The sequence below is a fragment of the Enterovibrio sp. FF113 genome (genome assembly GCF_041439165.1).
Classification (GTDB): domain Bacteria; phylum Pseudomonadota; class Gammaproteobacteria; order Enterobacterales; family Vibrionaceae; genus Enterovibrio; species Enterovibrio norvegicus_A.
On sequence record NZ_JBGONO010000004.1, the window covers coordinates 55,235 to 67,917 of the forward strand.

The 12,683-nt window shown below is 49.3% G+C and carries 12 protein-coding genes; 10 read left to right on the plus strand and 2 right to left on the minus strand.

Features of this window, described 5'->3' with window-relative positions:
- The 8 genes from ftsY to glpD form a co-directional block, all read left to right on the plus strand.
- On the plus strand, positions 1-1,241 hold a 1,241-nt coding region (gene ftsY, locus ACED36_RS04200; RefSeq protein ID WP_371732852.1), incomplete at its 5' end, for a signal recognition particle-docking protein FtsY.
- A 5-nt stretch (positions 1,242-1,246) separates the two neighbouring features.
- Positions 1,247-1,912: a cell division ATP-binding protein FtsE gene (gene ftsE / locus ACED36_RS04205; RefSeq protein ID WP_016961847.1), complete on the plus strand. Its 666-nt coding sequence runs from the start codon at positions 1,247-1,249 to the stop codon at positions 1,910-1,912.
- On the plus strand, positions 1,905-2,810 hold the full coding sequence (ftsX, locus tag ACED36_RS04210; protein WP_371732853.1) for a permease-like cell division protein FtsX: 906 nt from the start codon (positions 1,905-1,907) through the stop codon (positions 2,808-2,810). Before ftsE ends, ftsX begins: the two co-directional genes overlap by 8 nt.
- A 122-nt stretch (positions 2,811-2,932) precedes the next feature.
- The gene (gene rpoH / locus ACED36_RS04215) at positions 2,933-3,796 is read left to right on the plus strand and encodes an RNA polymerase sigma factor RpoH (protein ID WP_016961849.1); all 864 of its coding nucleotides are present in this window, start codon (positions 2,933-2,935) and stop codon (positions 3,794-3,796) included.
- Positions 3,797-4,120: 324 nt separating this feature from the next.
- Positions 4,121-4,453 (plus strand): thiosulfate sulfurtransferase GlpE, encoded by a 333-nt coding sequence (gene glpE / locus ACED36_RS04220; protein WP_016961850.1) that lies wholly within the window; start codon positions 4,121-4,123, stop codon positions 4,451-4,453.
- Between the two features lie 21 nt (positions 4,454-4,474).
- Positions 4,475-5,323, plus strand: coding sequence for a rhomboid family intramembrane serine protease GlpG (gene glpG, locus ACED36_RS04225; RefSeq protein ID WP_017002641.1), 849 nt, complete (start codon positions 4,475-4,477; stop codon positions 5,321-5,323).
- A gap of 108 nt (positions 5,324-5,431) precedes the next feature.
- Positions 5,432-6,193, plus strand: coding sequence for a DeoR/GlpR family transcriptional regulator (locus tag ACED36_RS04230; protein WP_016961852.1), 762 nt, complete (start codon positions 5,432-5,434; stop codon positions 6,191-6,193).
- 211 nt (positions 6,194-6,404) lie between these two features.
- Positions 6,405-7,907 (plus strand): glycerol-3-phosphate dehydrogenase, encoded by a 1,503-nt coding sequence (glpD, locus tag ACED36_RS04235; RefSeq protein ID WP_371732854.1) that lies wholly within the window; start codon positions 6,405-6,407, stop codon positions 7,905-7,907.
- 114 nt (positions 7,908-8,021) lie between these two features.
- On the opposite strand, the gene ACED36_RS04240 is transcribed toward glpD, so the two are convergent.
- Entirely contained in the window at positions 8,022-8,432 is a 411-nt protein-coding gene (locus ACED36_RS04240; protein ID WP_371732855.1) for a flagellar basal body-associated protein FliL, read from the minus strand.
- Between the two features lie 157 nt (positions 8,433-8,589).
- Here ACED36_RS04240 and ACED36_RS04245 point away from each other — a divergent pair, with 157 nt between their 5' ends.
- The gene (locus ACED36_RS04245; RefSeq protein ID WP_016961855.1) at positions 8,590-9,126 is read left to right on the plus strand and encodes a chorismate lyase; all 537 of its coding nucleotides are present in this window, start codon (positions 8,590-8,592) and stop codon (positions 9,124-9,126) included.
- The gene (gene ubiA, locus ACED36_RS04250) at positions 9,127-9,987 is read left to right on the plus strand and encodes a 4-hydroxybenzoate octaprenyltransferase (RefSeq protein WP_016961856.1); all 861 of its coding nucleotides are present in this window, start codon (positions 9,127-9,129) and stop codon (positions 9,985-9,987) included.
- Positions 9,988-10,100: 113 nt separating this feature from the next.
- On the opposite strand, the gene plsB is transcribed toward ubiA, so the two are convergent.
- Positions 10,101-12,533, minus strand: coding sequence for a glycerol-3-phosphate 1-O-acyltransferase PlsB (gene plsB / locus ACED36_RS04255; protein ID WP_371732856.1), 2,433 nt, complete (start codon positions 12,531-12,533; stop codon positions 10,101-10,103).
- Between the last annotated feature and the right edge of the window lie 150 nt (positions 12,534-12,683).

Sequence of the window (12,683 nt, forward strand, 5' to 3'; positions counted from 1 at the left end):
AAGCGGAAGCGGATGCGAAAGCACAGGCTGAAGAGCAAGCGCGCCTGCAAGCGGAAGCGGATGCGAAAGCACAGGCTGAAGAGCAAGCGCGCCTGCAAGCGGATGCGAAAGCACAGGCTGAAGAGCAAGCGCGCCTGCAAGCAGAAGCGGATGCGAAAGCGCAGGCTGAAGAGCAAGCGCGCCTGCAAGCAGAAGCGGATGCGAAAGCACAGGCTGAAGAACAAGCGCGTCTGCAAGCGGAAGCGGATGCAATTGCTGCAGAACAGCTGGCCGCTGAAGATCTGGCTAAGACACAAGCCGAGCAGGAAAAGCCAAAGCGTGAAGGTTTATTTGCTCGCTTAAAACGTGGTCTTCAGAAGACCAAAGCGAACATCGGTGCAGGCTTTTTGGGTCTGTTCAGTGGCAAGAAAATTGATGATGAGCTGTTTGAAGAACTGGAAGAGCAGCTTCTTATTGCTGATGTTGGTATGGATACCACGACCAAGATCATCAATAACCTGACCGACAATGCTTCTCGTAAAGAGCTGAAAGACGGTGAGGCCTTGTATGGTCTGCTCAAGCAGGAAATGGCTGGCATCTTGAGTAAGGTTGAAAAACCGCTCGATGTGGAAAACCAAAACGGGCCATTCGTGATTTTGATGGTCGGCGTTAACGGTGTGGGTAAAACCACCACTATTGGTAAGCTCGCCAAGCAATTCCAGCAAGAAGGCAAATCCGTCATGCTGGCGGCAGGTGACACTTTCCGCGCGGCGGCAGTCGAACAGCTACAGGTTTGGGGCGATCGTAACAACGTTCCTGTGATTGCACAGCACACCGGTGCAGATAGCGCATCAGTGATCTATGACGCGATTGAAGCTGCAAAAGCACGTAATGTTGATGTGGTTATCGCAGATACCGCTGGTCGTTTGCAAAACAAAGCTAACCTGATGGAAGAGCTGAAAAAAATCGTCCGTGTCATGAAAAAGCTCGACGAGAATGCACCGCATGAAATCATGCTCACCATTGATGCGGGTACAGGTCAAAATGCCATCAGCCAAGCGCGTTTGTTCAATGAGATCGCGCCGCTGTCGGGTATCACCCTGACCAAGCTTGATGGTACCGCCAAAGGTGGCGTTATCTTTGCGGTGGCCGATCAATTTAATATTCCTATCCGCTACATCGGTGTCGGTGAAGGGATTGATGATTTGAGACCATTTGTCGCAGAAGATTTTATTGAAGCACTGTTTAGTCAGGAGGACTGATAGGCGTGATCCAGTTTCAGCAGGTTAGTAAAGCCTACCGCGGTGGGCAGCGAGCATTACAGAAAGTAAGCTTTCACTTGCCCAAAGGCGACATGGCATTTCTGACCGGTCACTCTGGTGCAGGTAAAAGTACCTTGCTGAAACTTTTGTGCGCGATTGAACGGCCGAGTGACGGTAAAATATTGTTCAATAATCACGATATTTCGCGTATTGACCGCAAAGAAATCCCTTTTTTGCGTCGCCACATCGGGGTGATTTTTCAAGATCATAAACTCTTGATGGACAGAACCGTGTTCGACAATGTCGCCCTGCCGCTCCGTATTGAACAGGCCAACGAGTCAGACGTGAAAAAGCGTGTTTCTGCAGCGTTAGACAAAGTGGGTTTGTTAGACAAATCCGCTTGTTTACCCATTCAGTTATCAGGCGGTGAGCAGCAACGTGTGGGTATTGCCCGTGCGGTGGTTAATCGCCCGCAAGTGTTGATTGCCGATGAGCCGACCGGAAATTTGGATGCGGCCTTATCGCAGCAAATCATGGAATTATTTCGTCAGTTCAACCAAGTGGGCGTCACCGTATTGATGGCGACTCACGATACGTCTTTGTTGAGCCGCTATGACATGCGTCGATTTGACCTGAACCAAGGTCATCTTTCGGAGGTGGCGCGTGGCTAATTTTTTGTCTTTACACAAACAGCAGTGCGGACAAGCGCTTCGAGATTTGTTGGCGCGACCGACGGGGAATTTTTTAACCGTATTGGCTTTGGCCTTCTCGTTAGCATTGCCCGTTACGTTATATATGTTGGCAAAGAATGTGGTGGCGGTCAGTGCACAATGGCAAGCGCCCAATCAGTTGACGGTTTATCTCAATGAGATACCGGAAAGTCGCGCCACATCACTGAGTGATGAGATCGGTCAGTGGTCTGAGATTGGCTCGGTTGCGTATATCTCTCCTGAGCAAGGCTTGTTGCAGCTGAGACAAATCCAAGGATTTGAAGAAGCAGTGAGTTTGCTCGATGATAACCCGCTACCTGGCGTTATCGTGGTGACACCAACGAGTGATGATGCGGCCGCGGTTACCGCATTGGCGTCAAAGCTGCGCGCAGAATCGGACATTCAAGAAGTCCGTCTTGATAGCGACTGGCTGCAACGCCTAGCAGCTATAGAGTCTTTGGTGCTGACATTAACTTGGGGTTTCTCCGGTCTGATGTTAATGGCAGTGTTTCTCATCGTCGGCAATACCCTGCGATTACAGGTACTGAACCAGAAACAAGAAATTCAGGTCATGAAGTTGGTCGGCGCTACCGACAGTTATATCCTTCGCCCCTATTTGTACACGGGCGTTTGGTTGGCTTTATCGGGTGCAGTGGTTGCTTGGCTCGTGGCAACAATAAATGGCTTTTTACTCGATGCAGCCGTGGCAGAATTGGCTACATTATATAGCAGTGGTTTTCGTCTCAGTGGCTTAGGTGTCGATGAAACCTTGATCCTGTTTATGGTCGCTGGGTTGATTGGCTTGCTAGCAGCACGGCTCGCGGCAGGTAAACATTTACGAGATATTGAACCTGTTTGATGGGGTGTAGTCTCATTCATGGTGATCATTCACTCAGACTTGCAGTTTTTTTGAACTTGAGTAGAGTATGCCATTGGTCTTTTTAGGCCATTATTGTTCGATAGATTCGAAAAGAGGTGAAAATGACAGCAGCGATGTATGCACTAGCCCCAATCTCAAGAGATAGCTTGGACAGCTATCTACGTCAGGTAAACAGCCATCCAATGCTGTCTGCTGACGAAGAGCGTGAGCTTGCAGAACGTCTGCACTACGACGAAGACTTGGACGCGGCGAAAAGCCTGATCCTGTCTCATCTAAGATTTGTTGTTCATATTGCCCGTGGTTATTCCGGTTACGGACTTCCCGTGTCTGATCTGGTACAGGAAGGTAACATTGGTCTGATGAAAGCGGTGAAACGCTTTAACCCTGAAGTGGGTGTGAGACTGGTTTCTTTTGCCGTGCATTGGATTAAAGCTGAAATTCACGAATACGTCCTGCGTAACTGGCGTATTGTGAAAGTGGCGACCACCAAGGCGCAACGTAAATTGTTCTTCAACTTGCGTAAGTCGAAAAAGCGTCTGGGATGGTTTAACGCCGAAGAAGTTAACTTGGTTGCAGAGCAACTTGGCGTTGATGCTTCAGAAGTGCGTGAGATGGAATCTCGTCTTGCCGCACAAGATGCAGGTTTTGATGGCGGTGCAGATGATGATGAGCGCGAAGGCCCTGTGGCCCCGGTTTTCTTCTTAGAAGACAAAAGCTCAGACGTTGCTACCAATATTGAGGCTCAGAACTGGGAAGACCACGCTAACCGTCGACTCGCAACAGCGATGTCAGGGCTGGATGAGCGAAGCCAGCACATTATTCGTTCGCGTTGGTTGGACGATGACAACAAAACGACATTGCAGGAATTGGCTGATCACTATCAGGTTTCTGCTGAGCGCATTCGACAGCTTGAAAAGAATGCCATGCGTAAGTTGAAAGAGGCTGTGGGCGAAGACGCATTGTGATCGTCAACCCTCGAAGATCGTAAAAAGCCGGCTGATTGCCGGTTTTTTTGTGCCTCAAAAACCCATATCCCGTTTGGTCTCAGATAACTTGTCCACAGCTTTATTACGATCAACACTACATGTAGTGGATCCTTTCTCTAGATCCTACTTTATCAACGCAATCCACAGTCTTTTCCACAGGTGGCTAAAAAGCGTACAAAGTCCTTTATTTCTCCGTGGCAAGGATTGGCTAAAACTCGGGTACAATGGTGTTTTACTTGTTGTTTCTGACTATTTCATTGAAACGACAACACCTTAAATGAAGTCACGGGAGTGGAATAACCCATGGAACAATTTGCGCATATCTCGGTATTAGATGCTTGGCAGTTGCTGCAGGACAACGATCAGAAAGCGGTGATCGTCGATATTCGGGATCCTCAGTCATTTTCGTTATCTCATCCACAGGGCGCATTTCACCTAACCAATGACACCATGGTGCAATTCACTCAGACTGTCGATGATGAACAGCCTGTATTGGTAATGTGCTATCACGGCGTGAGCAGTCAAGGTGCAGCACAATATTTGATTAACCAAGGCTTTGAGCAGGTGTACAGTGTAGATGGTGGTTTTGAAGCTTGGCATCGACAGTCGTTGCCAGTGGCAGGTAATAACGATTAGAAGAACGATTAAGAGGTATTAATGATAAGGCTGATTGCAATTTCTAACCCTCGTGCTGGACAGGCATTTATCGATTACATGGCGTCGAGACACATCGATGTACAGATGATGCCGGAAGGGGAAGGGCAATTTGCCTTGTGGTTAGCCGATAGCCAACATCAGGCCGAAGCAGAAGCTGAGTTACAGGCGTTTCTGCACGACCCGACAGGTCGTAAGTATCAATCCGCCTCATGGGATATGGCCGAAAGCCGCACTGCACATTTTACTTATCCGCGTCAGAAGATACTCACCGCGATCAAACAAAATGCTGGGCCGTTTACCCTCTTTATCATGGTGGTGTGCATTATCGCCTATGCAGGGTTAACGCTTGGCTTTGGTCATGAAGTTTTCTCCTTGCTGCATTTTCCCGCCACGGACGATCAGCAATGGCAACTTTGGCGTTTGTTTACCCACGCGCTATTGCACTTCTCTGCCACACACATTGTGTTTAACTTACTGTGGTGGTGGGTGCTGGGTGGGAAGATAGAAAAGATAAGCGGCAGTGCCAAATTGGTTCAGCTTTTCCTGCTCACCGCGCTGTTTTCTGGTTTGGGGCAATACGTGTTTGATGGCCCTGCGTTTGGTGGCATGTCGGGCGTGGTGTATGCCTTGCTGGGATATTTGTGGCTTATGGGCACATTGGCGCCTTCTCGTGGGCTGTCGATAGAGCCAAGCTATGTCGGCTTTATGCTGTTGTGGTTGGTGGTGGGCTTCTTTGAACCCTTTGGTATGGCTATCGCCAATATGGCTCACCTGTTTGGCTTGGTGTCAGGCTGTGCGATTGCCGTGTTTGATGCCAAATTCTCCCGAGCAGCGAGAAACCCTTCTTAAGTGAGATGCTTAGTGTGATGCGCGCTCACCCTTAAGCTTGCCCACATTGGCAATAAGGGTGTAGCCACGTAAACTGAGCCCAGACTTCGTGTTTACGCAGAGGACACCGTGAAACAGACGCTACGACATCAGGAAATTCTCGATTTAGTTCGAAGCAAAGGCTACGTCAGCACCGATGATTTGGTCGCATTTTTCGACGTCAGCCCTCAGACAATTCGTCGTGATCTCAATGAACTGGCCGCGGAAAACAAAATCCGACGCCAACACGGTGGCGCGACGATTCCATCTAGCTCTGTCAATACGGCTTATGATGCGCGTAAAGTGATGCAGCAAGACACCAAGAATAAGTTGGCACAAGCGCTCGTGGCGCATATTCCAGATGGCGCAACGTTGTTTCTTGATATCGGAACGACCCCCGAAGCTGTCGCGCGAGCGTTGCTCAATCATCAAGATTTACGCATTGTGACCAATAATCTCAATGCCGCCAGTATCCTGATGGTGAAGGAAGATTTTCAAATCATCATGGCGGGTGGGGAAGTACGCAACCGTGATGGCGGCATCATGGGTGAAGCGACATTGGATTTTGTTTCTCAGTTCCGACTCGATTTTGGCATATTGGGGATCAGTGGAATTGATCTCGATGGTGGCCTGCTGGATTTCGATTATCACGAAGTACGGGTCAAACAAGCCATTATGCAAAACAGTCGCTCTGTGATGTTGGCAGTCGACCACACTAAGTTCGGGCGTAATGCCATGGTTAACGTGGGCGATATTACCCAAATCGACATGCTGTTCACTAACGCACCTTTGCCTGAAAATGTTTCTTCGCGCCTGCAAGGCACTGAAACATTGATAGAAATTATTCTTTAATCCTCTTTTGTCATGTCCGCGCCGCCATCTGGCGGCGTTTTTGTATCCATCTTTTGTTGAATTTTTCGCCTCATTGTCACTGGACAAGGCGATTATTTGCACTAAAATGCTCGTAAACGAAAGTTAAATGCTCGAATGAGCGCTTTAGGCCCCAGGGTGATCAGCGCGAGTGGGCAAAAGGGACAATGCAGAGGACAAAATGAGCACAGAAATGTTGGATATACTTGTCGTCGGTGGCGGGATTAATGGTGCAGGGATCGCGGCGGATGCTGCAGGTCGAGGGTTAAAAGTCGGGCTGTTTGAAGCCGATGACTTTGCATCAGCAACATCGTCAGCCAGTTCGAAATTGATCCACGGTGGTCTTCGATATCTTGAGCATTATGAATTTCGTTTGGTGAGTGAAGCACTCGCCGAGCGTGAAGTACTGCTACGAAAGGTCCCGTTTCTTGCTTGGCCAATGCGTTTTCGTTTACCTCATCGTCCCCATCTTCGCCCTGCATGGATGATCCGTGCTGGCCTCTTTCTCTATGATCACCTCGGTAAACGCACCAGCCTTCCAGCCAGCACAGGCATAAAGTTTGGCGTGGATTCGGTGCTCAAACCTGAAATTACCCAAGGTTTTGAATACTCCGATTGCTGGGTCGATGACGCGCGTTTGGTGGTGTTAAACATCATGGATGCGGCGGAACATGGCGCGGAAGTACGTAATCGCTGCAAAGTAACTAAAGCGACACGATTAGCGGATCATTGGGAAGTTGAGATTGTTGACCAACTAACCCAAGTGCGATTTGTTCGCCATTGTAAAGTGCTGGTGAATGCGGCAGGCCCTTGGGTAAAACAGTTTTATGATGACAGCACTACGCTGACGTCCCCGCGTGGTATTCGGCTTATTAAAGGCAGTCATATCGTCGTGCCGAAAGTACACAATGAGTCGGCTGCGTATATCTTGCAAAATGAAGATGGCCGCATTGTGTTTGTGTTGCCCTACCTTGATCGCTTCTCTTTGATTGGTACGACTGACGTTGAGCATCACGACGACCCACGCAAAGCGTCAATTGATGACAATGAAATCGCGTATTTGTTGAAGGTTTTCAATCAGCATTTCTTGAAGAGTTTAACCCCTGAAGACGTAGTGTGGACATACAGTGGTGTGCGTCCGCTTTGTGATGATGAATCTGACTCCCCGCAAGCGATGACTCGAGATTACACGTTAGAACTTGATGGAAACGGCGGCAATGCGCCGATTTTGTCTGTGTTTGGCGGGAAACTCACGACCTATCGCAAACTGGCGCAAGCTGCGGTGAACAAGCTTGAGCCTTTCTTTACCGAGATGGGAAAACCTTGGACAGCAGACATCGTGCTGCCGGGCGGTGAAGACATTGCTTCTTTCAGTGATGTAGAAGCAGAGCTAACACGTCGCTTTAGTTGGATGGATGCGATGACAGCGAACCGTTTGGCGACGACCTACGGTTCTCGCGTGTGGGTTTGGTTTGACGGTGTCGAGCAGGCGTCCGATTTGGGGCAAAGCTTCGGCTGTGGTCTAACGCAAAAAGAAGTCGATTACTTGATGGCTGCAGAGTATGTGCAGACGGTGGACGATCTACTTTGGCGTCGCACCAAGCTGGGCTTGTATCTAACAGAGCAAGAACAAAGTCAGGTAGGTGACTACGTGGCTCAATGTGGCGTGATAGTTAATGATGCAGCCAGTGCATAATGACGCCTAGATTAGAACCAAGCGAGATCGATGCGAAGACCCGGTGTATTGATTAAACGCCAATATCTCAAACAACAAAGGCGCACCTCGGTGCGCCTTTGTTGTTCATTGGGCTTACTGATAGAGATACTTGGTGAACAATAGATCCGACAGCACTTTTTGATTGGTTTCTGCCAACAGCATTTCGTTGACCTTTTCCAAGCATGCTTTACGGATAGATTCCCGACCAGAAAGGGACTTGATGCGCACTTCATTTTCCTGACTGAGTACTTCAATAATCGCATCACGTATTAGCGGCTGGTGGTATTCCAACATTTGGATCAGCGATGGGTCATCAACCATCAGATCGATACGCACATTGATAAAACCGAGCTTACGACCGTCAGTAATGAAGTTGGTTGTGATTTCAGGCTCCAGCGTAAAATAGCTAAATTTCGCGGCTTCCTCTTCCGCATTTGCAATGGATGGAGCAGAGAGCAACAGTGTCAATAATAAGGTAAAAATGGCGGTAATATTATTTTTCATGGTTTATGCCAAACCCCAGATTTAATGAATCTCTTATGGTAGTTTAGCTGCGCATGCGTGAGCACAGCTGTGTACAATAGCGCACTATTAATACTAAACATTAATGGCAGATTCGGCGAAAGTTTTGTTGCTTTTTTGCTCTTCGGCTCAGGATAAGATGTCAGATTTCAAACGATTACACGTGAAAGCCCTTGTGGAGGCGAATTGGGAGGCCCCAGACTGGCAACCGCTGGAAAAAACAAAGGAAGGTGAGTGGCTGCTTGAGCGTCATTCGATGACCGAACGCTTGAAAGCATGTTGCCGTACACTGACCGTCGAGGTGCTCGGCCTACACGACGTGGAAAAAGGCGTGTTATCGGATTCCGAGCGTGATTTGTTGGGTGATCAGGCGTGCTTGGTACGTGAAGTGGTTCTCTCCGGCGATGATGTGCCTTGGCTTTGCGCTCGCACACTCGTGCCTATGTCGACACTGACCGAACAAGAGCAAGATATCGCGGAGCTTGGTGCAGTGCCACTTGGGCAGCGTGTCTTTAATCAAGCCAACGCGCGACGTGATGCGATTGAAGTCGCACACCTCATGTTTGATGGGCAGGTGCTATTGGCGCGACGCTCTCGATTGTGGGTGAACGATAAGCCGATGTTGGTCTCTGAACTGTTTTTACCTCATGCACCCATTTATCAGGAGGAAGGCTAAATGGATGTGGCCAAAGCGAGAGCCTTTTGGCAATTGACCCGTATGGACCGGCCAATCGGCAGTCTTTTGCTGTTGTGGCCAACCCTGTGGGCGCTGTTTCTTGCGGCTGACGGAATGCCAAACATGCACGTACTGGTGGTGTTTGTGCTGGGCGTCATCATGATGCGCGCTGCTGGGTGTGTGATTAATGATTTTGCTGACCGCAACTTTGACGGACACGTCAAACGCACGCAGCAACGCCCCCTGCCTTCTGGAAAAATCTCAGCGAAAGAAGCATTGGCTTTGTTTGGTTTGCTGGTACTTGGGGCGTTTATGTTAGTGCTGACGCTTGACCCGCTCACGATCAAGCTTTCAGTGGTGGCCTTAGCGCTGGCGTTTATCTATCCCTTTATGAAGCGTTTCACGCATATGCCGCAACTGGTGCTGGGAATGGCATTTAGTTGGGCAATCCCGATGGCGTATGCAGCTCAAGCTGGCGAACTGCCGCCTGTGGCTTGGATGCTGTTCCTTGCCAATGTGGCTTGGACCGTGGCTTATGACACACTTTATGCCATGGTTGATCGAGATGACGACGTCAAAATTGGCATTAAGTCTTCTGCGATTTTGTTTGGTAAATACGACAAGGCCGCAGTGGGCGTGCTGCAATTGGTGACACTCTTGCTGCTGGTGCTTGTGGGGTATTTGTCTCAATTGGCGGCGGTTTATTATTGGTTCTTATTGGCGGCTTCTGCGTTGTTTGTGTATCAGCAGTGGCTGGCAAAAAGTCGCGAAAGGGACGCCTGCTTCAAAGCGTTTTTGAATAATAACTATGTCGGCATGCTGGTGTTCATGGGTGTCACCTTGGCTGTCATGGTCTGGTGATACACAAAGTGAGATGTTTTAGTCGTAAAGACCATGAAACATGAAGATAAAAGAATGAAAAAGAAAAGCCCTCGCCGAATGAAGCGAGGGCTTTTTGTTGGTGCTATGTATTTCTATCCATCGGTTGGCTGATTCAGGATGGCCTGAATAGTCAGTTGCACTTCCGGTGATATCAAGCCCAACACGCACTCTTGCAGCGTTTCAATGTGCTCTGCTTTCGCGTGGCCATCATCATTGAGGTAGCCCTCTTCACGAAGGGATGCTACCAATGTGCTGAACACACCTTTGTCGAAGAACTCTGGTGCGTTGATACCGTGAAGACGACTCAAGCGCTGTGCCATCATCTGGCTTTGTTGCTCCAGATCTGGCTTTGAAACATTTGGCTCATGACAGAACAACGTAATGGTGATGGCATAGCGCTGTAAGGTTTCCGCAATGGTGCGACCCAGCAGTTGTAACTGATTCAACTTGCCCGGGTTGCGATGCAGCATGTCGCCGTCGGTGCTAATCAGCGATTGACGCTCTAGCTCAACAATCACCGCATCCACATAACTTGTCAGCGCTTTTTCATCAAAGCTCATGAACAGCTCTGCTTTCAACAGCGGGTACAACTGACGAACCGTATCAATCAAGGTTTCGCGATTAACGCTGGTCTTAAAGACCAGCATCTGAGCAATCAATGATGGGATCGCAAACAAATGGATAATGTTGTTGCGATAGTAGGTCATGAAAATGGCCTGCTGGCGATCAAGCGAAATTACGTCACCCAGCGAGTCTTTTTCCACCACGAACTTGTTCAGCGTTAGCGCATGTTCAACCAGCTCCTGTGCAGAGTCTTCCGGCACTGTACTGGTTGATGAATACGGTACTTGTCGTAGCAACTCAAGATAGATGTTTAGCTGCTCTTCCAACGCTTCACGGCTCAAGGCGCGTTGGCGTGAAGCCAGCAAAGCCGTAGCACAAAGCGTCAAAGCATTTGCTGCTGCTGCGTCGTTGATTTGCGTCATCATGCGCTCAGCAAGCTCATTCACCACGGGATTTAGCCATGTTGGACGCTGCGGCTCAATTGGGTCGATATCTTGATGCCAATTCGGCGCTTTCTCATTGAGGAAGTGATTGACCTGGATCGGCTCACCAAAGTTCACATAGCCCTTTCCGTAGTTGCGTAGCTTGCGCAGAATACCCAGCACTTGGCCAAAGTTTTCGCTTTCTTTGCGCTTGCCTTGCAACTCCTTGGCGTAGGTGCTGACTTCCATAACATGCTCATAGCCGATGTACACAGGTACTAAGGTGACAGGGCGTTTAAGGCCTCGCAGCATGGCTTGAATCGTCATGGCGAGCATGCCGGTTTTGGCTGGAAGCAGACGACCGGTTCGCGAGCGACCCCCTTCAGAGAAGTACTCCACCGAATAGCCTTTGGCAAAAAGTTCGGCCAGATATTCACGGAAAACCGTGGAATACAGGCGATTACCTTTGAAGGTACGACGTAAGAAAAACGCGCCGCCACGACGGAAAATAGGCCCTGCTGGGAAGAAGTTAAGGTTAACGCCCGCTGCAATGTGCGGAGGTACCAAGCCTTCTTTATATAAGGTGTAAGACAGCAGCACATAATCCATGTGCGAGCGATGGCAAGGCACGTAAACAATCTCGTGACCATCTTGTGCCAGTTGGCGAACTCGCTCAGCATTATTGATATTAATGCCTTGATACAGCTTATTCCAAAGCCACGTCAGCAGGCGATCCGCGTAACGGATTAGGCTTGGTGAGAAGTCAGCAGCAATTTCTTCCATCATGTCGATGGCTTCTTTGCGCACTTTCTCGACGGGCACGTCTCGGCTTTCGGCTTCGTCTTGGACGACCTTGTCGATTGCCTTTGAGGCGAGCAAGCGCTTAAACAACGCTTGGCGGTTCGGCAAGTTTGGCCCTGATGCGGCCATCTTCTGACGAGAGAAGTGGATTTTTGCTACGCGCGCAAGCTTGTTCGCAATAGTGGTGTCGGTGCCGTGCTTGTCCGCCATAAAGCGTAACGAGACGGGGCTGCTTAACCGCACCATGCTATCTCGACCTAGGGTCAAAATGGTGTAGAACTTTTGCAGGCTGTTCATCGCTTTTAGCGAAGCGGCCACAGGGCGGGATTCATTGCCCGGATTGCGGTCCCATACGACTGACGCTGGAATGAGCTGAATATCGAGCTCAGAATCGCGTTTATGCAGCTCGAGAAGCTCTGTAAACAAGGCGATGGACTCTTCCGGCACTGGATCGCCGTGACTGAACAAACGCTTACCTTCTGATACGAAGACATAGCGTTGCAGACTCTTTCCGCCAAGTTCTAGCGGTTCAAGAGGGTCTGGTAATCCCAGTTGCAGGCAGATACTGCGCAGCGTGAGCAGATCGGTATGAGATCGAAACGGCAGAACATAAATCATTGGGCGCGTGAGATCGAAGCCCAACTGGTTAATAGGGTCTGACGGAATACTGATCGTTTTGACCAGTACCGATAAAGGTAAATTCAATAGCTTGTGATAAAACGATTGGCAAGCAGACATCTGATCGCGGCCTCTAGTGTTTTGTGCGTGGCAAGTCTAGCAGAAAACATCTACGAACTTGCAGCGAAATGACAGTATTACGCGTGCTTATGTCAGCCATGAGTCAATGTGGGGAATTCAAGATTAAACAAGAAAGTGTGATCTCAAAGG

What these genes read in the sequence shown, in the direction of transcription:
- rpoH (WP_016961849.1), top strand. Translation starts at nt 2,933, where the DNA reads ATGACAGCAGCGATGTATGCACTAGCCCCAATCTCAAGAGATAGCTTG.
- glpE (WP_016961850.1), top strand. Translation starts at nt 4,121, where the DNA reads ATGGAACAATTTGCGCATATCTCGGTATTAGATGCTTGGCAGTTGCTG.
- glpG (WP_017002641.1), top strand. Translation starts at nt 4,475, where the DNA reads ATGATAAGGCTGATTGCAATTTCTAACCCTCGTGCTGGACAGGCATTT.
- glpD (WP_371732854.1), top strand. Translation starts at nt 6,405, where the DNA reads ATGTTGGATATACTTGTCGTCGGTGGCGGGATTAATGGTGCAGGGATC.
- ACED36_RS04240 (WP_371732855.1), bottom strand. Translation starts at nt 8,432, where the DNA reads ATGAAAAATAATATTACCGCCATTTTTACCTTATTATTGACACTGTTG.
- ACED36_RS04245 (WP_016961855.1), top strand. Translation starts at nt 8,590, where the DNA reads ATGTCAGATTTCAAACGATTACACGTGAAAGCCCTTGTGGAGGCGAAT.
- ubiA (WP_016961856.1), top strand. Translation starts at nt 9,127, where the DNA reads ATGGATGTGGCCAAAGCGAGAGCCTTTTGGCAATTGACCCGTATGGAC.
- plsB (WP_371732856.1), bottom strand. Translation starts at nt 12,533, where the DNA reads ATGTCTGCTTGCCAATCGTTTTATCACAAGCTATTGAATTTACCTTTA.